Here is an 18,512-nt window from a genome sequence, read left to right as displayed (position 1 = left end):
CCACACTGTTTGTGAGCAACGATATTGCCAATACGGATAAGCCATTAAAAACATGTCACTACCAGATCAGTTGTGCAGAACCAAGAAACAACAGGTTCCCATTCCCCTCCTGGCACTCAACTTGCTGTAGCCTATGTTTGGATTACTGAGTTGCATTATTAAGAGGGTGAAACATGAAACAACCGACTGATCCCATCAACCTTCGGATTGACTGGTGTCAAAGTCAATCTGCCCAAGCTCGCACCGAACCAGAGGTGGATGGCTGGCGTGCAGAAACAGATGGGCTGCGAGATGCCCTGATGAATACCGACCGCTCCGACAGCTATCGCCTATGCCCTCCTGAGATTCTCATGCGGTACGCACAGGGCTTCCAAGACGGGACAGCGTTGCTGCGGGCTGCACGAGCGCAGTATCTGATTCATATCGCCACTCACATGACTCCGCAGCCGGAGACGTTGATGGGAGGGCAGCTTCTACTGGGAGGTGATCAGTGAATTGCTTACGATGCAACGGCCTTGCCGTCAGCGACGACAGCATCGCGGTGCAGACTGGCTCGTCATCAGATTTTCATGGTTGGCGCTGTGTCAATTGTGGAATGATCGTTGACGATGTCATCAATAAGAATCGGCTAGTGATCTCGCGGGAGACCGTATCGTCCGGCTCCGGACGTCGCCGGTACGAAAGCGAAGCTGCGTGACGGGTGTACGGCCTGCCGCAGGCCATACGCACCTTACCGACCTAACTTCATCTACTGGGGTAGCTCTCTTTGGTAGGACAGCTCATCGCCTGTTCTCAATGACCGGGGAAGCATGCTTGCGAAGCTCCTTACTCTTCCGCTATGAAGGTACGGAGTCCTTCCCTCATCAAGGATCTGCATTGTGGTTCACATTCGAGCTGCGACCGAGGTTGATTTTCCGGCCCTCCTTCAGGTGCAACAGGCTGCCTTCGGTGAGTATGCCGGCATCTACAAAGTCAGTGGCTGGACGACCGAAACGCTTGAGAGTCTGAAAGAGGATGCGAGAGAGAAGCACATTTTCGTGGCGGAAGAAGGAGGAGCGATTGTCGGTTCCCTACGCTTCTGGACGGTAGCAGGTGTTAGTGTGATCCGATTGCTTTCCGTGAGCCCCACCCATCGACGTCAAGGCCTTGGGAAAGCCCTGGTCCGCGAAGTCGAGCGCGTGACGACCGATGCCCACAAATTTTATGCCTGCACCATGCTGCGCACGGCGAGAAACATTCAGTTCTTCATGGACCTCGGCTACAAGGCCGAAACGATTCTTCCCAATCATTACGACCATCTCGACCTGATCTGCTTCGCGAAATATCGATGAGCCGCCTCTCTTGAGGCACGGCATACACACCGGCAGCGCCCAAGCAGCCATGTCTCCGGTTTAACGACTACCTATGGCACGAACACTATGGCGTCTTTGCGCAACGAAACCCATACCCAAAGAGTCGGTTCGTCGGTTGCGCGTCGAACCGATGCGCGGAACGCAGAAACTCCGGAACATACAACCAAGACCCACCCCGTACCACTTTCCCTTCACCCTTTGCCGGCCCGATGGGGTTCTTTTTCGGGCCTTTCTTGTAATAGTCATGGTCGTACCAATCGAAGACCCATTCCCAAGCATTGCCGGCCATGTCATAGATGCCATAGGGACTCTTTCCCGCTTCGAAGGACCCAACGGGGGTTAAGGCCTGATGGTTGTCCAATTCCTTTCTCCCGTAATTCGCGTGGAGGCGAGTCGGGGCCTCATTGCCCCAGGGGTAGATGCGCCCATCCGTTCCCCGAGCCGCTTTTTCCCACTCCGCTTCTGTCGGCAGACGCTTGCCGGCCCATTTGCAGTACTTCACGGCATCCTCCCAATCCACGTTGACGACTGGGCTTCTCTGACGCTGGGGTTGATTCATCATGGCCCAGTCAGGAGGCTCTTCCATGTCTGTCACCTCCAGATACCTGGCATACTGCCCCACCGTGACTTCAAATCTATCCATATAGAAGGCATTCAGGTAAACACGCCGCACGGGCTTTTCATCTTCTCCCAGATTGCTTCCCATCGTAAATTCCCCCGCCGGCACCAGCGCCATAGGCATATCCTGCGTCTCGGCCGAGGCTCCTCCGACGGACAACCCGCCTGACGGTAGTTTGTTCGATACAGCAACGGTTCGCTGCCGTGGAAGTTTCATCTGCAGTTGTTGATAGAGGGCTAGTTGGTCATTGTTGAGCCCCAACTCATTGGCACTGTCCAAAGCCTCCCCGGCTTGTCTCATCTTTTCAGGAGAAACTTTCCCGCCGCTCAGCAGCTCCTTCGCATCGTTGAGCAACCTCCACGCCGTCACTTCCTCGAGCGACCGCCACACAGTCGCTTTACGCAAACGTGGTTGCGTCGATCCGGTTGCACCTGCCTTGGCGTCCAACTGCAACGCCGTCTCGTAATGTTCCTCTGCACAGGCCCAGGCTTCTAAACTTCGGCAGGCCTCAGCCAGGCTCAAATGAGCCTGAACATTCGTAGGATCCTTCTGTATTCCGGCCTCCAGGGATGTGCGCGCCTCCATATACTGCTTGCCCTTCAATAGGTCTTCCCCTTTGGAAATATCATGATCCCCGGCACCGGCAGCATGCACCCATCCCCTCGGAGCTAAGAAAAGGCACAACAAGGTTATGCTCACCCATACATATCTCATAGACCCCCCTTCCCTCTTCTGACTGATCATCCTGTGAATTCGGCGTCGTCTGCCAGCGAAGGAATCAAATCTGGACCGGCCTCGCTGACTTACCAACAAGCATGTACAAGTTTAGTGCCTGACCTTACCGGGAACGGATATAGAGCGTGCAACGCCATTACGCCTGACCCGATATAGATGGGGCGCTTCACATGCTCGCGGCTGATGGGAGCCGCGCCCTCGCGCATCTCGATCGTGGTAAGACCGCTCATCGGGATCAGCGCACTGGAAGCTGATTTCACGCGAATTCCTCCGATGGTCGTGACGCTGTTGCGTGGTTGTTCCGGAAACGGAACGGTCAACTGAAACCGCCGTTCGCCTTCATAGACACGGGTCGCCACCTTGCCTCCGAGGAGGATGGCGATGATCTCTTGCACATCGGTCGCGTTGATACCGAAGCAAGTGATCTTTTGCCGGTTGATGTCGATGATGAGATAGGGCTGGGTTCTTGCCGATGGTATCGATCAACCCCGACTGGGTGCAGAGCGTCCAGTGCAATCTCCGGAAATAACGCTGTTTCATCCAAAACATCAGGCGCATCTCCTGTGGATGGTCTCCCCGCAGGAACAGCGCCGCGAGCACCGGCGACAGAGTTAGCGTCATCACGACCGAGGCCAAGAGCGCAATCGCCAACCCGGCGAGCGTCATCAGCTTGGCCGAGCGCCGGAACCGCTCTATCACGATAAAGTTCCCAAGTGGCGTGACGATCAACGTAACCGTCACGATGCCGGCGCCGCGAACAGGGCTCAGGAGGTTAAAGAAGCCGAAGCCCACCAACACAGTTCCTTCGATCAACGTGCCGCGTACCGTCTGAATGGTGGGATTCATGAGTTCGATGCGATCATAGAAGAGGATCAGCTTTGTGCCTGCAGGGATGATCGTACTCTGTTGCAGGCCTTGCACCTCGGCCTTAGCCACCTCGACGACTTGAGGGGCATTGCCTCCGCGGAGGGTTAACACCATCCCAATCACGACCTCTTGCTCCCCATTGATGACCAGGACACCATGGCGGACAGTGTGACCTATGCGCACCTCCGCAACATCGCGCACAAAGATCGGCGTGCCACGGCCTTGATCGTCAGGTCTCGATCAAGCCTGCCGATCTCCTCTGGCGGCACTCCAGGCAGTTTGAGACGGTTTTTCGCCTCCTGCAGTTCGGTTCGCGCCGTCTTCATAGCAGTCTCGCGTCGTTGGAGTCCTGCCAAGCAAACGGCCGTGTTGTCCTGCAGATCCTTGGTTCGGACATGCGCCGGTTCGGCTTCATGCAGCCTTGCCTCAGCCTTGAGATAATCTCCTTCAGCGACATCGAGGCCCACGCTATGGAGCCCCGCCAAGAGCACGCTTTATTCACGTCCTGCCCGACATCGGCATGGACTTTCACAAGCCGGCCATGAATCACACCTTCCTGGTCTACCCCTCGACCTCAGATTCATCCTGGCTCCCATCAAGCCTGTCGCATGGGACGTGCCTCGCGAACCTATTGCTTTTCTCGTGCGAAAACGGAGATCCGAGGCTTTTTGCCACCAGGAGAATCTCACGCCGTGGCGAAATGCGACAGTTATACGCTGAGACTTCCCAACATCCTCGGCTGTGGATATGAGATACTGGTTCGAGGAAGCGGCTCCGTATGAAAATTCAAGCCCAATTTCCAGATGAACAATCGCCGGCCGGTGAGTTCCAACGTCAGCCGGATGTGTTCCGACAATGGGTCACGGCGGACGGTGGCTCCGGCTATCCAGCTGAATGTGGTCGCTATCATCTCTATGTCTCATTGGCCTGTCCCTGGGCCCACCGCACGATCATCGTGCGCAAGTTAAAGCGGCTTGAAGATGTGGTCGGGATGACGGTCGTGGATCCTATTCGTGACGAGCAAGGATGGGCGTTTCGAGAAGGTGCTGGACATTCCATTGATCCTATCAATGGATTTCAGTTTCTCCATGAAGCGTATCATGCGACCGATCCAAACTATATCGGTCGCATGACGGTCCCAGTGCTCTGGGATTGCGTGACCAAACGAATCGTGACCAACTCCGATGATGATCTAATGAGAATCTTCAACGGTGAGTTCGATCGATTTACCAAAAGCCCGGTCGATTTGTACCCGGATGGCCTGCAGCAAGAGATCGACGAGCTCAACACATTCATTTACGAAGACGTGAACGACGGAGTCTATCGAGCAGGATTCGCGACATCACAACCCGCGTATGAACGGGCGGCACGGCGGTTGTTTGCCGCGCTGGATCAGCTCGAAACGCGCCTGGCAGGTCGGCGTTACCTCTTCGGGCTGGACTTCGTGGAAACCGACTGGCGACTGTTTGTCACGTTGGTTCGGTTCGATGCGGTCTACCACGGACATTTTAAGTGCAATGTCCGGCGGATCATCGATTATCCCAATCTCTTCGGGTATCTCAAAGACCTCTACCAAACCGACGGGATTGCCGATACCGTGAATTTCGACCATATTAAGCGGCATTACTACGTGACGCACGACGACATCAATCCCACCCGTATTGTCCCGATCGGCCCCAACCAAGATTTGACCACACCGCATGGGCGTGAGCATTTTGGCTAGCAGCCGCCTATCTGCCAATGGAGATCCTGACGGTTTCATCTGTCTAAGCAAATAGACAGTCTTGAGGATATTTACCCCCTCCCCGGTGAATCACTCACGCGGACGTGATGTGTGGTGCGTCTATTTTGGCCGAGTTCTGAGGCGGTCTCGTTGGAATGCGTTGAGCACAAGAGTTGCTCCTTTTGGATGACAAGATTTCACGTTGTCATTAACGACCTATTGAAAGGAGCCGTTATGGATATGATGTGGTTGTTCGCATTGGTGATGGGTGCACTCCTCATCGGTGGGCTAATCGTGTACAAAAAGAGTGTTTAGGCTACCGTCTAGCAGGCTGCGGACAAATTCGATTTGGTCGGTTTCGGTGAGCGCAGCACGATCTGGATCCCCAGTATATTCAGTGACCGCTCCGTTCGTCCTGAGGCTCTCGGAGGTACTGAGGGAGGGGTTTTCCGCAGCCTGCTAAGTCGATGCTATTCCGCCGGAGTCCCGGCGGTTGGCTGAGGCAGGGTATCCAGCTTATTACCGGCTGCGGAAAGGGCATCACTCGCATCGGGGTTATTGGCGGCACCTGATCCGTCCTTCACAGAAACCTGGGTGGAATCGCTGAGGGAGAGGGTTCCTCGCGCAGAGGAGCCAGCTGGGTCTGATGCAGCAGGTGGAAGGAAGGATGGGTCGTTGCCGTCTCGTGCACTCAAACTCGATGCATTGTGTTCGAGCCTTTGTACTTGAGTCTGTGCGTCAGGTTTAAGCGTCGGAGCATCAGGAGCATAGAGAAGGATTTCCACGCGTCGATTCCTCGCGCGGCCCTCCTCCGCCGTATTTGCGGCTGTTGGTTTGGTGTCTCCTAGTCCCACCGCACTGATCCGTCCCGGCTCCACGCCACCTTTTTCCATGAGATAGCGGAGGACGCCGTTAGCGCGCACTTTGGACAACTCCCAATTGCTTGGATACCGCGACTTGAGCGAAGGGCCGATCTCCACGTTATCCGTATGACCCTCGATTCGGATCATCCTCATGTCGCCGCTCCCGCGCAGGTATTCGATCAACTGATCGAGCACTTGGTAATTTTCTGTCTTGATAGCCGCATCCCCTGAGTCGTAGCGCAGGAACTTCGCGAGGTCCCCAAGGTTGACCCGGCTTTGTCCGGATGCATCCTGCATTTTCAGCTTGCTGGATACCGGATCAGCCTGGACCGTTTGACCGGCCTGAGTGGTGGGCAACTCCGGGCTTGCGCCTACAGGCTTGGTGAGGGGTGCGGCGTATCCAACTCGTTTGAACCGGTCTCCTGTGATGACGCGGGTGTTGGCCTTAAATACGAGAGCTGCTGCTGTATGAGCTTCTACCGATAGGACCTTGAGTTGGCCGATCTTTCGTGGAGGAAGCCCGGCGCTGTGCCGATGGATATCGAGGAATTCGCCGGTCTTTAGTCCATCTTCCCTCCCTCGATCCAAGTACACAACGTTTGACTGTGAGACCAGCGTCATCGTCCGGTCGGCCTGGAGCTCAATGATCATACCCTCGATGTCGGGGATGTTCGACGCGGGGCTCGCCTCGATATCTGGAGCCAGAGGCGCAAAGCGCATGACAGGGTCACCAGGGGAAATCGATCCGTAGCTCAGCACGGCCTCAGCGGTCGTGAGAGCGTGGTCGGCAGCGGTCACCCTCACGACCGCTGAGCGATTCATCACAAAGCCGAGATATTCCTTCGTCACAGGATGGAACACTTTCCGAACCCGCCGGTAGACGGTGAAGAGGTCACCCACTGCCACGTCGGTTGGGTTGTTGAGTTTGAGATAGAGTGAATCTCGCTTGCCAAGAAGCATGCGATTACCTGTTGACTGATTATCGCCGGTTATCAAGTTTACGGTTCCGTCGATCGGGGATGTTTTCTGGATGGCGCCACTGGAAAAGGCGAGTGCCGCCTGCGAAAACCGAATAGAATCGATCTCTGGTGTCTCTGCCAGCACTGCCTCAAGTGAGAGGCCGGCTCCTGAACAGAGGACTAAGACGAGGGACGCCAGGGTTTTCATAGATTAGGTTCCTTCTGAGGCCAGGGTTGCTTGAAAAAACATAGCAAAAGACGCTGTGTTGTCAAGAATTTGAACTGGATCGGTCGAGTTTGACGGGCCGTTCGCTCCGATGATAACGTGGAAGCAATGTTGTCATCCCTTGTCTCTCCGGGGAGGGGCGTGACCGACGATGAATGGTGATGAACAAAAGGATCAGCGTCTCTCGATGGGCTCTCGCCAGGAGAAACGAATCGAAACACAGATCCATCGGCGGCGAAAGGTCAAGGCGTTTTCTCCTCTCGAATCGGAATGGGAGAGTTCTCACGCTGGACCATCCTCCTGCGGGATGGACGATGAACAACGCGAAAGAGATTAGGCGGTTGATGCCTGAGTTTTGTTGCAGCAAGAACCTAATCCTTCAACCTATCTCTCCACTCACAGACTGCCATTCCTAGGACTTTCGGGTCCGCCCGGAATTAGGTCCTTTGTTCGCTTGCTATCCCCGAGATCCGGGCACTAAAATTTCACGCATCAGATCTCTAATACCCTTTCAAGGTCAATACTTTGTGAGAGCAGAAACTAAATGACTGGAACCGAAGCTCTTCTTGAATATCTGACGAAGTTTTTTCCGGTCTTTCTCTTTATCGTGGTAACGCTGATTTTTGGGGTAGTGACTTTGCTCGTCAGTTATTTTGTGCAGCCCAGGTATCCGGAACCGGAAAAATTGTCGACCTACGAGTGTGGAGCGGAACCATTTTCCGATGCCCGTATGCCGTTTCCGGTCAGGTATTACATTTTTGCGATGTTGTTCGTCATCTTCGACATTGAAGTGATCTTTCTCTATCCTTGGGCCGTCGTATTTACCAAGATCGGGGTGATTGGGTTGATTGAAATGATGATTTTTATAGGATTGTTCATTGTGGCTTACGTGTATGCCTGGCGAAAAGGCGCGCTGGAGTGGGACTGAGGGTTGTATGGGACTAATCCAGCTGGGACGTCAGGAGAAAGACGGAGCTCCGGATGTCATCACGGGGTCTCTCGAAAAAGCCGTCAACTGGGCGAGGAAGGGTTCTCTCTGGCCGATGACCTTTGGACTGGCTTGCTGCGCTATCGAGATGATGGCCGCCGTTTCTTCTCGGTACGATATGGATCGGTTCGGGGCAGGAGTGTTTCGTGGTTCACCGCGACAGTCGGATTTGATGATCGTCGCCGGAACCGTGTGCCGGCGCATGGCGCCGGTGATCCGAAAAATTTACGACCAAATGCCCGAACCTAAATATGTGATTGCGATGGGGTCCTGTGCCACCTCGGGAAACATCTATGACAGTTACAGTGTCGTGCAGGGAGTCGATCGATTTATTCCCGTTGACATTTATGTGCCCGGTTGCCCTCCGACTCCGGAGGCCCTCTTGGACGGCATTCTAAAACTGCAGGAGCGCATCATGCAAAAACGTGTGTTTGTGACTCAACCGGAGCAGGTCAAGGCCAGTTTGAAGGCGTAAGGCGCCGTTATGCATCCACTGCTCCAGCGAATGCAGCAGACGTTTTCGGTCGAGATCACCGGGCTGGTTGAGTGGCGCGGTGACGCGGCAGTGACCGTCTCCCGAGACAAACTTCATGAAGTTGCTCAGTTTCTGCGAAACGATCCTGGGATGGATTTCGATTATATCGTTCATGTGAGTTCCGTGGATTGGCCTGATGACGAAGCGCGATTCGAAGTCGTGTGGGAGATCTACTCGATTAGGAAGCGACATCGCCTTCGACTCAAGACACGGGTGCCTGAATCGGATTGTGTCGTGGATTCCTTGACGGATCTTTGGAAAGGTGCCGATTTCATGGAACGCGAAGTCTTCGACATGATGGGTATCCGGTTTCGAAACCATCCCGACCTTCGTCGGATTTTAATGCCTGATGATTATGCGGAAGGTTATCCGCTGCGTAAGGATTTTCCACTCCGTGGAAAGGGCTGGCGGGACACGTTTGATTTTCTAGATGAAGTGCCTCGATAGGAGCCTCCACCGGCATGGCATTCGAAGACCAAAGAACCACCGTCTATAAGATCAACCCGGAACATCCGGAGAGCGAGACGCTTCCGACACTGCGAACCGAGGAACTCCTGCTCAACATGGGACCTCAACACCCGAGTACGCACGGTGTGCTGAAGGTCATTCTAGAGCTGGAAGGGGAGCGCTTGGTGAAATCTACTCCGGTAATGGGGTACCTCCACCGAGGAGTAGAAAAGCTTGCTGAGGACGGCACGTATCATCAGTTCATTCCTCATACGGACCGGCTCGACTATGTCTGCGCGATGTACAACAACTTTGCCTATTGCCGTGCCGTTGAAAAACTCTTGAATTTACAAGTTCCAGAGCGGGCGGAATATCTCAGGACGATCGTGGCGGAGGTTCAGCGGATCATTGGACACCAATTTTGGCTGAGCGCCCAGGCGCTTGACATCGGGGCTATGACCGTCTTTTTTTATTGTTTTCGGGATCGGGAAATCCTGCTCGATTGGTTCGACGAGCTGTGCGGAGCTCGGCTTACGACCAGCTGGTACCGAATCGGCGGGGTTGAGCGGGACTTGACTTCGTCATTGATCGACAAGCTCAAACAGTTCTTGGACTATTTCCCGCCGAAGATCGACGAATATCAGGTGTTTCTCGAGAGAAACCGCATTTGGCTCGGGCGCACCAAGGGGGTCGCCGTGATCTCCGCCGAAGATGCGGTCAGTTTTGGTCTGAGCGGCCCGGTTCTTCGCGGGTCCGGTGTGGACTACGATCTTCGTAAATACGAGCCCTATAGCGCCTATCCAAAGTGCGAGTTCAGCGTGCCAGTCGGAAAAAATGGGGATACGTACGATCGTTACTGGATTCGAGTGATGGAGCTCTACGAAAGCGTCAAGATCATTCGCCAATGTCTGGAGCAGATGCAGGACGGGCCCATCATGGCGGATGTTCCCAGCGTGACGCTGCCGCCGAAAGAACGGGTTTTTACAAACCTAGAGGCAATGATCCAACAGTTCAAACTCTTCTCGCAGGGGTTTGATGCTCCGCCAGGAGAAATCTACTGCGGCACTGAGGCCCACAAGGGAGAATTGGGTTTCTACATCGTCAGTACCGGGGGAGGAAAGCCCTATCGACTCAAGATTCGCGCCCCTTCGTTTGTGCACATGGGCGCGTTCGATCATATGGCCAGAGGCTATATGATCTCTGATGCCTGTACCATCTTCGGTACGTACGATATCGTGATGGGTGAATGCGACCGCTAGGAAGCGTTAAACGTGAATCGTGAACCGTTACAGAACTGCTGCATCTCTTGCAATTACCGAGTAACGTTGAACGAATAACGAGGCAACAATGGGCCTGAAGCCGGCTACTAATCCAGACGTTGAAGCGACAACGATCGAATTGAGCATTGACGGGAAGTCCGTCACGGCAAAGGACGGGGTGTCGTTGTACGACGTCATCGCCATGACCGGCAAGATCATCCCGGCCATGTGCTATCACTACACCTTCGACCCCTTCGGCTCTTGCGGCATGTGTCTCGTCATGCAGGAGGGGAAGAAAGCTCCGGTTCGGTCCTGCACCGCCAAGGCAGCGGCGGGAATGGTGATCCGTACAGAGGGAGAGGATCTCTTTCTTGCGCGAAAGAAAGCCGTCGAGAAACACCTGTCGGTGCATCCGCTCGACTGCCCGGTGTGCGATGCGGACGGACATTGTGAACTACAAGATATGGCCTTCCAGCATGGCGTGACAAATCTGGCCAATGCGAAGCAGAAATTCATTCCGGAAGATACACGCAGTCCCGTGCTCGACTTCAACATGAATCGCTGCATCGCATGTGCGGAATGCATCAATGTTTGCAAGGATGTGTTGATGATCGATGCCTTGCAGTTCATGAAGAAGGGTGGATTCAACCAGGTCGTGGCAAAGGGCGACCTCGCCCTCGATTGTGAATTCTGCGGAGATTGTTTGGCAGTTTGTCCGGTCGGCGCCATCACGAACAAGTTTTCCAAGTATCTGTATAAGCCGTGGCAGATGAAGAAGACGACGACGACTTGCAACTACTGCGGAGACGGTTGCCAACTCTATCTGGAAACGAAAGATGAAGAGGTGGTCCGAATCACCTCCCCGTTATCCTGGAAGAACAAGTGGGGCGACCGATCGGAAACCGCCAAGGGGCACGGCGGGCTCTGCGTACGTGGACGTTTTGGGTTCGAATATCTCGACAGTAAGAGCCGCCTTACACAACCCCTTGTCCGCGAAGGGGGTCGGCTGGTGCAAAAGCCTTGGCTGGAAACGATGCACCTGCTCGTAGACCGATTGGCCGAAATTAAGGGGAAATCCGGTGCCGATGCCATCGGTGGCCTTGTTACGGCCCGCTGCACGAACGAAGAGCTGTATTTGTTTCAGAAGCTTATGCGCACTGGCTTTGGAACCAACCAGATCGATAGTAGCGCCCGCTACGGCCATATGAATTTTGTCCTAGCGTCCAAACGGGCCACGGGGCTGGGGAGAATGCCGAATGATTGGGAAGATCTGACGAAAGCGAAAGCCATCATGTTGTTCGGCTCTAATATTACCGAGACGAACCCCTTGACCGCCGTGCGAATCAAAGAAGCCATACGGGTCTACAAGGCTCAGGTGATGACGTTCGACAGCGCCATGACGAATATTGCAAAGTTGGCATCCCACCCGTTTTTAATCAAGCCCGGCACAGAGGGTGCCGTGATCGATGGGTTGGTCAAGACGACCATCGATCAGGATTTGGTGGATGAAGAGGTTGTTGAGAAACACCCCCAAGCGTTTGAGGCACTCAAAAACGCGGTGGGGAATGTTTCGTTGGAGCGCCTAGCGGCTCAGACCGGCTCTCCCGTCGAAGCCTTCCGAGAGGTTGCGGCTATTTTTGCCGAATCGTCGAGGTCGATCATCCTGTGTGCGGAAGGGATTGTCAGACGAACGAACGGCTATCAGAACGTCTTAAAACTGATGGATCTCGCCTGGATCACCGGCAAGCTCGGACGAGCGGGTTGCGGTGTGAACACCGTGACGGAGGAGCCGAATGAACAAGGGGCCGTTGATATGGGCGCAGTACCGGAGTTTCTCCCAGGTCAGGCTCGGTTTGATGATCCAGCAGTTCGGGACCGGTTCGCCAAAGCATGGGAAACGTCACTCCCCCCTGTCGGATCGGGAGCGCATCTCATCGAGATCTTGAAGCGATGCAAGAGTGGACGGATTAAAGCCCTGTACATTCTAGGGGAAAATCCGCTCGCCACCTTGCCGGCGTCGATGGAGGTGCGAGCCGCTCTTGAACGACTCGAACTGTTAATCGTGCAAGATCCTTTCTTGACTGAGACGGGGAAATTGGCTCATTTTGTGCTTCCTGCTTGCACCTATGCGGAGAAGGACGGCACCTTTACAAATCTTGAAGGTCGCGTGCTGCGCGTTCGTCAGGCGATGGATCCGCTTGGAGAGAGCCTGCCGGACTGGCACATCATGACAGCTCTTGCGAATGCCATGGGATGCCGATGGGAATACCAATCGGCGAATGATATTCAAGCTGAGATTATGAAGCTTTTGCCCGGATACTATAATCTCGGGCAACCCCGTAAAGTGATGCCTGTCCCTGACCAGTATTTGTCCAGCGACTACGCAGTGGAGGTCAAGGCTCGTTATCAACAGGGTCCGTCATCTGGAGAGAATACGCGCCCCTTTTCTCTATTGATGGGACAGTTATTGGTGCATTCGGGGAAATTGTCCACGCAAGCGCCAGGGCTTATGAAGATTGCTCCGAACACAGGGAAGCTGCGGATGAATATAGGGGACATGGAGCGTCTCGGATTGCAAGACGGTGCGAAGGTGCGTTTGACCTCCGATCGTGGTTCTCTTCAGCTCGCGGTGCAGGCGGATCAGTCCATCGCTCCAGGCACCTGTTTTTTTCCTGAGCATTTTAATGAACCTCCTGTGAAGGACTTAATGCCGGTGTCGGTTGATGCCGCGACCGGTGTCCCGTCGTTCAAACAGATCTGGGTCAGTGTTGAACAGGCGTAAGCGAGTAGCTAGATTCATGACGAGGAGCCTCCGATGAGTGTCGCCGCGTTGACCAAAAGAATCCTTCAGGCTGCGTTGTTCTACGAAATTGTGGACGCGATGAAGGTTACGTTTCGACACATGCTTCACCGCCCGATGACGTTTCAGTATCCGCGTGAGCAACGAACAATCCCTGATGCGCATCGCGGTGCGCTTGGCTTGCTTCGATATGATGATGGGCGAGAACGGTGCGTCGGCTGCGATCTTTGCGAGGCCGCCTGTCCTTCGCATTGCATCAAGGTGATCAGTGCCGAGGATCCGGCCCGACCGCTCCAGCGCTACGCCAGTGAATTTTATATCGATATCACTAAATGCGTCTTCTGCGGCTATTGTGTCGAAGCATGTCCGGTGAACGCCTTGGCGATGACCAAGATGTACGAATACTCGACCCACGACAAACGCAGTCTCCTGTTCGACAAGAAGCGGCTCTACGACATCGGCGAACGCCATCTTGATGACGGGAAGAAGTATTTGTATGCGCACAACCAAGAAAAGAACGTCGAGCAAAGCCGCGAGTACCGCTACTATTTTCCGCAGTCGGTACAGAAGTCGACCCAACCGCCTCCCAAACATCTGAGCTGAGCCGCACCCATGACCGGACTGTTTTTTGTTTATTTTGCATTGATCAGTATTGCCGCCGGTGTTATGACGGTGTCCTTGCGTCACCCAGTTCACTGCGCGCTCTCTCTCCTCGTGTTGCTCTTGCACGTCTCTGGCCTATTCATTCTTCTGAATGCGGAGTTTTTGTGGGCCGTGCAGGTCATCGTCTACGTTGGGGCGATTCTGGTGCTGTACCTCTTCGTGTTGATGTTGCTGAATCTCAAGACGGATGAACGTTATTTTCACCCCTCAGCTCCGTATATTCTCGGGCCTGCTGTCTTTGGAGCCGGCTACGTTTTGTACCTCCTCCTGCGGTCTCCATTTTCGGGGGTCAAGGGGGATGCTCCGACCACTGCGGTGCTGCAAGACGGCGATACCTATGCCGTGGGCATCAAGATGTTCAGCGACCATCTCTTGCAGTTTGAGATCGTCGGTATCTTTCTGCTCGGAGCTATTATCGGCGCGATCGTCTTGGCCAAGGCTCCGAAGCCCCTGGATAGGAATCGAGAGCGGTTATGATTCCTCTATCTGCCTATACAGCCGTCAGTGCGGTCCTTTTTATGACGGGGCTCTTGGGTGTGCTTGTCAGACGGAACTTCATCATCGTGCTGATGTCGGTTGAAATCATGATGAATGCGGCCAACATCAATTTGGTCGCGTTCTCACATTATTTGGAATCGATGGCGGGACAACTTGTGGCACTATTCATCATCGCCATCGCGGCTGGTGAAGCGGCCGTTGGTTTGGCCATCATCATCGTCGTGTTCAGAGGCAAGATTTCTACGAATGTGGATGAAATGAACCTCTTGAAGTGGTAGCAGGGTGTGGACGATCGGATCCAACGGTGCCGTCGGTGGCTCGTACCTCTCAACGTATCGTCATGCGTACGTTGTACGTTCAAACTCCGTGCAGCATGGTTGGCAGGCTGAGCATCCGCAGAATGGTGTGATACTGTGTCCCGCTTGACTGACCTCCTCATCAAATTGATTCCCGTTTTCCCGTTGCTCGCGGTTCTCGCGAACGGCCTGCTCGGGCACCGCTACTCCCATGGGATGGCCCATCGATTGGCTTGGGGATCAGTCGGCCTATCGTTTCTCTGTACGATCGCCGTCTTCGCCGATGTCATGCGTACGGGAGCTTCCCATGAGGTGGTTGCCTATCATTGGATTTTCGGGGGCGACCTCGCGATCAATTTGGCGTACCTGGTGGATCCTCTGACCTGTGCTTGGTTGCTGGTCGTCACCGGTGTCGGGTTCCTCATTCACGTCTATTCCGTGGGTTATATGCACGGAGAAACCGGATTTACGCGCTTCTTCACCTACATGAATCTCTTCATGGTCTCCATGTTGCTTCTTGTGATGGGGAACAACTATCTCGTGCTCTTTATCGGTTGGGAAGGTGTCGGGCTCTGTTCCTATCTCTTGATCGGTTATTACTATGACAAGATTTCGGCCGCCAAGGCAGCATCCAAAGCCTTCGTCGTCAACAGGATCGGCGACGCGGGATTTCTCGTCGCGATATTTCTTGTCTTCAGCAACTTTAAGACCCTCGACTATACCAAGGTCTTTGCCCAGGTCGGGCAACTGTCTCCAGATATGGCCACGGCCATCGCTCTGTGCCTCTTCATCGGTGCGGTTGGGAAGTCGGCGCAGCTCCCCCTCCATACATGGCTGCCCGATGCGATGGAAGGTCCCACGCCGGTGAGCGCGTTGATCCATGCGGCGACCATGGTGACGGCCGGTGTCTACATGGTCGTCCGTAATCACGCCATCTTTGATCTCTCACCTGTCGCGATGTCGACGGTGGCGCTGGTCGGCGGAGGCACCGCCCTGTTTGCCGCGACCATCGGACTCGTCCAAACCGACATCAAACGCGTCCTGGCCTATTCGACGGTGAGCCAGCTCGGATATATGTTTCTCGGTTGTGGGATCGGCGCCTATACGGCGTCCGTTTTCCACGTCATGACCCATGCGTTCTTCAAAGCGCTGTTGTTCTTGGCGGCAGGATCGGTCATCCATGCATTATCGGGGGAACAGGACATCCGGAAGATGGGCGGACTGAGCAGCCGAATTCCATGGACTCATCGTCTGTTTCTGGTCGGCACCATTGCGATCGCGGGCCTTCCTCCCTTAGCGGGATTCTGGAGCAAAGACGAAATTATGGCTCATGCCTTCACCACTCATCACTATCTCCTGTACAGCATGGCGGCGTTCGGCGCATTGATGACGTCTTTTTATATGTTCCGGTTGACCTATCTGACGTTCTACGGTTCGTCTCGGATGGATCCTCATACGGCTGAGCATGTGCATGAATCTCCGATGGTGATGGTCGCTCCCCTGATAGCCCTTGCCTTCCTTTCGATCGTGGGTGGGGTGATCTTGGGGTTTCCTCCAGAGCATGGCTGGCTGCATGGATTTTTGGGGCCCGTCGTCGGAGTTGGGAGTGCGCATGAGACAAATGCCGGCATGGTGTTGCTGTTGATGAGCATTGCGATCGCCATAGCCTTGGCGGGATGGGGGCTGGCGCATTTTCTCTACGGCCTGAGCCCGGCGACAGCCGACCGATGGGCGAACAAATTCTCCAAGATGTATCGGCTTCTGCTGAACAAGTACTACGTCGACGAACTGTACGACCTGATCTTCGTGGAGCCGCTCAAACGTCTGGGTGCAATCCTTGACTGGTTTGATCGCACGATCATCGACGGCATCGTGCGGGGCGTTGGATGGCTCGCTGATTGGGGTTCTGCCGGATCCACGTGGATCGAGAAGTATATTATCTACGGCGGCCTGAACGTGATCGGATATAGCAACCACCTCGCGGCTCGCGAAGGTCGGAAGATACAGAGCGGAATGGTGCATCATTATGCCGCCATCATCGTCGCGGGGATCTTCCTGCTCGTTCTTGTCGTTCAATTGTTTGCTCAGATGTAGGTCTTAACCCGACTAGGCTACGTCCATGCTCGAAGAACTCACGGCCGGATTTCCGATTCTGTCCTCCATTCTATTTCTCCCGCTGGTCGGGGCTGCTGTGCTCTGGCTGCTCGACGACGAGGATCTGGTCCGGACCTCAACCCTCACGATTGCCCTAGTGGAGTTTGCACTTTCTGTATTCGTCCTGCTGCGCTTCGTGCCCGAGTCAGCCGCTATGCAGTTCACAGAGCGTGTCCAATGGATTCCTGCGCTAGGCATCAGCTATCACCTGGCCGTCGATGGAATCAGCGTCCTGTTCGTGGGACTCACGGCATTTTTGACGGTCTTGGTCGTGGTCTATTCGTGGGATACGATTCGACATCAAGTCAAGCTGTACATGATGTGCCTGTTGGCGCTCGAGACGACGACGATGGGCATCTTCGTGTCGCTGGATTTGATCCTGTTTTTCGTCTTCTGGGAGTTGATGCTGATACCCAGCTATTTTCTGATCAAGCTGTGGGGAGGGGGAGCCGAACGTCATTACGCCGCGTTGAAGTTCGTCGTATATACGCTCTTGGGCAGCGTGTTCATGCTGGTGGGCATCGCGTTGCTGAACATCAATTTTCATGAATGGGCCTCCCTGCATCACCCCGATCAGACCTATTCGTTCGATCTGCTTGAGCTCATGACGGTACCGGTTCCGGTCTCTCAGCAACTCGTCATTTTTTGGCTGATGTTCCTAGGATTTGCGTTCAAGGCTCCGGTGTTTCCTTTCCATACATGGCTGCCTGATGCACTGTTGGAGGGCCCGATCGGGATGGCCGTGGCCTTGGCGGGATTGAAAGTGGGCACGTTTGGTTTTATGCGGTTCAGCATCCCCTTGCTCCCCGATGCGTCGAAAAGCGAGACGGTTGTCATGGTGATGGTCGTGCTTGGCCTCTGCGCAATTCTCTACGGAGCCTGGATGGCCTTGGTTCAGTCCGATTTCCGTCGCCTGCTGGCCTACAGCAGCATCAGTCACTTGGGCTTTATCGTCGTGGGGTTGTTTGCCCTGAACTATCAAGGTCTGCAAGGCAGCTTGCTCACGATGATCAATCTGGGATTCAGCACTGCTGGACTCTTCTTTATCGCCGGCTTTCTCTACTCTCGGCAGCAGACAACTCAGTTGTCTGCGTTCGGTGGAATGGCAAAACAAGTGCCTCGACTCGCAACATTCTTGCTCATTATCGGACTGGCGTCGATCGGACTGCCCGGTACGAACGGCTTTGTCGGGGAGTTTCTCATTCTCTTGGGAGCATTCGAGGCCAAGTGGTGGTTTGGCGGAATCGCCGTGCTCGGGGTCATTTTTGGTGCCGCGTATTTTCTGTGGTACTACGAACGTTCGATGATGGGTCCGCTCGGCAGTGCGGTGAAAGGTGCGATGAGCGACCTGCAGCTTCGTGAGATGGTCATTGCGGTCTCACTTTCGGTCATGATTTTCTGGATCGGGCTCTATCCCTCGCCGTTTTTACGAATCATGAACGGATCTGTTCAAGCGCTCGTCGATCGCCTCCATCACGAAAATGCGGTAGCCCTGGATGGTAGTCAGGTAAGACAGGGGTATTAGGTC

Annotated in this window: 19 protein-coding genes; 14 read left to right on the top strand and 5 right to left on the bottom strand. The window is 54.5% G+C overall.

Annotated features, from left to right (window positions below; genetic code table 11):
- Nucleotides 1–173: 173 nt before the first annotated feature.
- The 3 genes from P0119_01150 to P0119_01140 all read left to right on the top strand — a co-directional run bounded on the left by P0119_01150 (nt 174) and on the right by P0119_01140 (nt 1,331).
- A complete protein-coding gene (locus tag P0119_01150) occupies nt 174–494 on the top strand; it encodes a hypothetical protein (protein ID MDF0664657.1) in 321 nt (106 codons plus the stop codon).
- Nucleotides 491–697: a hypothetical protein gene (locus P0119_01145; protein ID MDF0664656.1), complete on the top strand. Its 207-nt coding sequence runs from the start codon at nt 491–493 to the stop codon at nt 695–697. The genes P0119_01150 and P0119_01145 overlap by 4 nt, the downstream gene beginning before the upstream one ends.
- A gap of 181 nt (nt 698–878) precedes the next feature.
- The gene (locus tag P0119_01140; GenBank protein ID MDF0664655.1) at nt 879–1,331 is read left to right on the top strand and encodes a GNAT family N-acetyltransferase; all 453 of its coding nucleotides are present in this window, start codon (nt 879–881) and stop codon (nt 1,329–1,331) included.
- Nucleotides 1,332–1,416: 85 nt separating this feature from the next.
- Here the strand turns inward: P0119_01140 and P0119_01135 are convergent, their stop codons facing one another.
- The 4 genes from P0119_01135 to P0119_01120 all read right to left on the bottom strand — a co-directional run bounded on the left by P0119_01135 (nt 1,417) and on the right by P0119_01120 (nt 4,064).
- Nucleotides 1,417–2,685 carry an SUMF1/EgtB/PvdO family nonheme iron enzyme gene (locus tag P0119_01135; GenBank protein ID MDF0664654.1) on the bottom strand — a complete coding sequence of 423 codons (1,269 nt, stop codon included), beginning with the start codon at nt 2,683–2,685 and terminating at the stop codon, nt 1,417–1,419.
- Between the two features lie 89 nt (nt 2,686–2,774).
- Nucleotides 2,775–3,116 (bottom strand): efflux RND transporter permease subunit, encoded by a 342-nt coding sequence (locus P0119_01130; protein ID MDF0664653.1) that lies wholly within the window; start codon nt 3,114–3,116, stop codon nt 2,775–2,777.
- A complete protein-coding gene (locus P0119_01125) occupies nt 3,046–3,756 on the bottom strand; it encodes an efflux RND transporter permease subunit (protein ID MDF0664652.1) in 711 nt (236 codons plus the stop codon). The genes P0119_01130 and P0119_01125 overlap by 71 nt, the downstream gene beginning before the upstream one ends.
- The gene (locus tag P0119_01120; GenBank protein MDF0664651.1) at nt 3,747–4,064 is read right to left on the bottom strand and encodes a hypothetical protein; all 318 of its coding nucleotides are present in this window, start codon (nt 4,062–4,064) and stop codon (nt 3,747–3,749) included. Before P0119_01120 ends, P0119_01125 begins: the two co-directional genes overlap by 10 nt.
- A 287-nt stretch (nt 4,065–4,351) precedes the next feature.
- Between P0119_01120 and P0119_01115 the strand changes: the two genes are divergently transcribed.
- Nucleotides 4,352–5,296: a glutathione S-transferase family protein gene (locus tag P0119_01115; protein ID MDF0664650.1), complete on the top strand. Its 945-nt coding sequence runs from the start codon at nt 4,352–4,354 to the stop codon at nt 5,294–5,296.
- A gap of 470 nt (nt 5,297–5,766) precedes the next feature.
- Here P0119_01115 and P0119_01110 read toward each other — a convergent pair whose 3' ends face one another.
- Nucleotides 5,767–7,326: an OmpA family protein gene (locus P0119_01110; GenBank protein ID MDF0664649.1), complete on the bottom strand. Its 1,560-nt coding sequence runs from the start codon at nt 7,324–7,326 to the stop codon at nt 5,767–5,769.
- A gap of 562 nt (nt 7,327–7,888) precedes the next feature.
- Between P0119_01110 and ndhC the strand changes: the two genes are divergently transcribed.
- The 10 genes from ndhC (at nt 7,889) to P0119_01060 (ending at nt 18,509) form a co-directional block, all read left to right on the top strand.
- Nucleotides 7,889–8,272, top strand: coding sequence for an NADH-quinone oxidoreductase subunit A (gene ndhC / locus P0119_01105; protein MDF0664648.1), 384 nt, complete (start codon nt 7,889–7,891; stop codon nt 8,270–8,272).
- 7 nt (nt 8,273–8,279) lie between these two features.
- Nucleotides 8,280–8,807: an NADH-quinone oxidoreductase subunit B gene (locus tag P0119_01100; GenBank protein MDF0664647.1), complete on the top strand. Its 528-nt coding sequence runs from the start codon at nt 8,280–8,282 to the stop codon at nt 8,805–8,807.
- Nucleotides 8,808–8,816: 9 nt separating this feature from the next.
- On the top strand, nt 8,817–9,314 hold the full coding sequence (locus P0119_01095; protein ID MDF0664646.1) for an NADH-quinone oxidoreductase subunit C: 498 nt from the start codon (nt 8,817–8,819) through the stop codon (nt 9,312–9,314).
- 14 nt (nt 9,315–9,328) lie between these two features.
- Nucleotides 9,329–10,573, top strand: a complete 1,245-nt coding sequence (nuoD, locus tag P0119_01090; GenBank protein MDF0664645.1) for an NADH dehydrogenase (quinone) subunit D — start codon at nt 9,329–9,331, stop codon at nt 10,571–10,573.
- Between the two features lie 88 nt (nt 10,574–10,661).
- A complete protein-coding gene (locus tag P0119_01085; GenBank protein MDF0664644.1) occupies nt 10,662–13,355 on the top strand; it encodes a molybdopterin-dependent oxidoreductase in 2,694 nt (897 codons plus the stop codon).
- Between the two features lie 33 nt (nt 13,356–13,388).
- On the top strand, nt 13,389–13,976 hold the full coding sequence (nuoI, locus tag P0119_01080; protein MDF0664643.1) for an NADH-quinone oxidoreductase subunit NuoI: 588 nt from the start codon (nt 13,389–13,391) through the stop codon (nt 13,974–13,976).
- A gap of 9 nt (nt 13,977–13,985) precedes the next feature.
- Nucleotides 13,986–14,513, top strand: coding sequence for an NADH-quinone oxidoreductase subunit J (locus P0119_01075; GenBank protein MDF0664642.1), 528 nt, complete (start codon nt 13,986–13,988; stop codon nt 14,511–14,513).
- A complete protein-coding gene (gene nuoK, locus P0119_01070) occupies nt 14,510–14,812 on the top strand; it encodes an NADH-quinone oxidoreductase subunit NuoK (protein ID MDF0664641.1) in 303 nt (100 codons plus the stop codon). The genes P0119_01075 and nuoK overlap by 4 nt, the downstream gene beginning before the upstream one ends.
- A 135-nt stretch (nt 14,813–14,947) precedes the next feature.
- Complete coding sequence (nuoL, locus tag P0119_01065) at nt 14,948–16,924, top strand: NADH-quinone oxidoreductase subunit L (GenBank protein MDF0664640.1); 1,977 nt, start codon at nt 14,948–14,950, stop codon at nt 16,922–16,924.
- Nucleotides 16,925–16,949: 25 nt separating this feature from the next.
- Nucleotides 16,950–18,509: an NADH-quinone oxidoreductase subunit M gene (locus P0119_01060; protein ID MDF0664639.1), complete on the top strand. Its 1,560-nt coding sequence runs from the start codon at nt 16,950–16,952 to the stop codon at nt 18,507–18,509.
- Nucleotides 18,510–18,512 lie beyond the last annotated feature (3 nt).

This window comes from Nitrospira sp. (genome assembly GCA_029194665.1).
Classification (GTDB): domain Bacteria; phylum Nitrospirota; class Nitrospiria; order Nitrospirales; family Nitrospiraceae; genus Nitrospira_D.
The sequence above is the reverse complement of the archived record's forward strand: the minus strand, read 5'-3'. Positions and strand labels throughout refer to the sequence as shown.

What these genes read in the sequence shown, in the direction of transcription:
- P0119_01085 (MDF0664644.1), top strand. Translation starts at nt 10,662, where the DNA reads ATGGGCCTGAAGCCGGCTACTAATCCAGACGTTGAAGCGACAACGATC.
- nuoI (MDF0664643.1), top strand. Translation starts at nt 13,389, where the DNA reads ATGAGTGTCGCCGCGTTGACCAAAAGAATCCTTCAGGCTGCGTTGTTC.
- P0119_01115 (MDF0664650.1), top strand. Translation starts at nt 4,352, where the DNA reads ATGAAAATTCAAGCCCAATTTCCAGATGAACAATCGCCGGCCGGTGAG.
- nuoD (MDF0664645.1), top strand. Translation starts at nt 9,329, where the DNA reads ATGGCATTCGAAGACCAAAGAACCACCGTCTATAAGATCAACCCGGAA.
- P0119_01135 (MDF0664654.1), bottom strand. Translation starts at nt 2,685, where the DNA reads ATGAGATATGTATGGGTGAGCATAACCTTGTTGTGCCTTTTCTTAGCT.
- P0119_01060 (MDF0664639.1), top strand. Translation starts at nt 16,950, where the DNA reads ATGCTCGAAGAACTCACGGCCGGATTTCCGATTCTGTCCTCCATTCTA.
- ndhC (MDF0664648.1), top strand. Translation starts at nt 7,889, where the DNA reads ATGACTGGAACCGAAGCTCTTCTTGAATATCTGACGAAGTTTTTTCCG.
- P0119_01100 (MDF0664647.1), top strand. Translation starts at nt 8,280, where the DNA reads ATGGGACTAATCCAGCTGGGACGTCAGGAGAAAGACGGAGCTCCGGAT.
- P0119_01110 (MDF0664649.1), bottom strand. Translation starts at nt 7,326, where the DNA reads ATGAAAACCCTGGCGTCCCTCGTCTTAGTCCTCTGTTCAGGAGCCGGC.
- P0119_01095 (MDF0664646.1), top strand. Translation starts at nt 8,817, where the DNA reads ATGCATCCACTGCTCCAGCGAATGCAGCAGACGTTTTCGGTCGAGATC.
- nuoK (MDF0664641.1), top strand. Translation starts at nt 14,510, where the DNA reads ATGATTCCTCTATCTGCCTATACAGCCGTCAGTGCGGTCCTTTTTATG.
- P0119_01075 (MDF0664642.1), top strand. Translation starts at nt 13,986, where the DNA reads ATGACCGGACTGTTTTTTGTTTATTTTGCATTGATCAGTATTGCCGCC.
- P0119_01150 (MDF0664657.1), top strand. Translation starts at nt 174, where the DNA reads ATGAAACAACCGACTGATCCCATCAACCTTCGGATTGACTGGTGTCAA.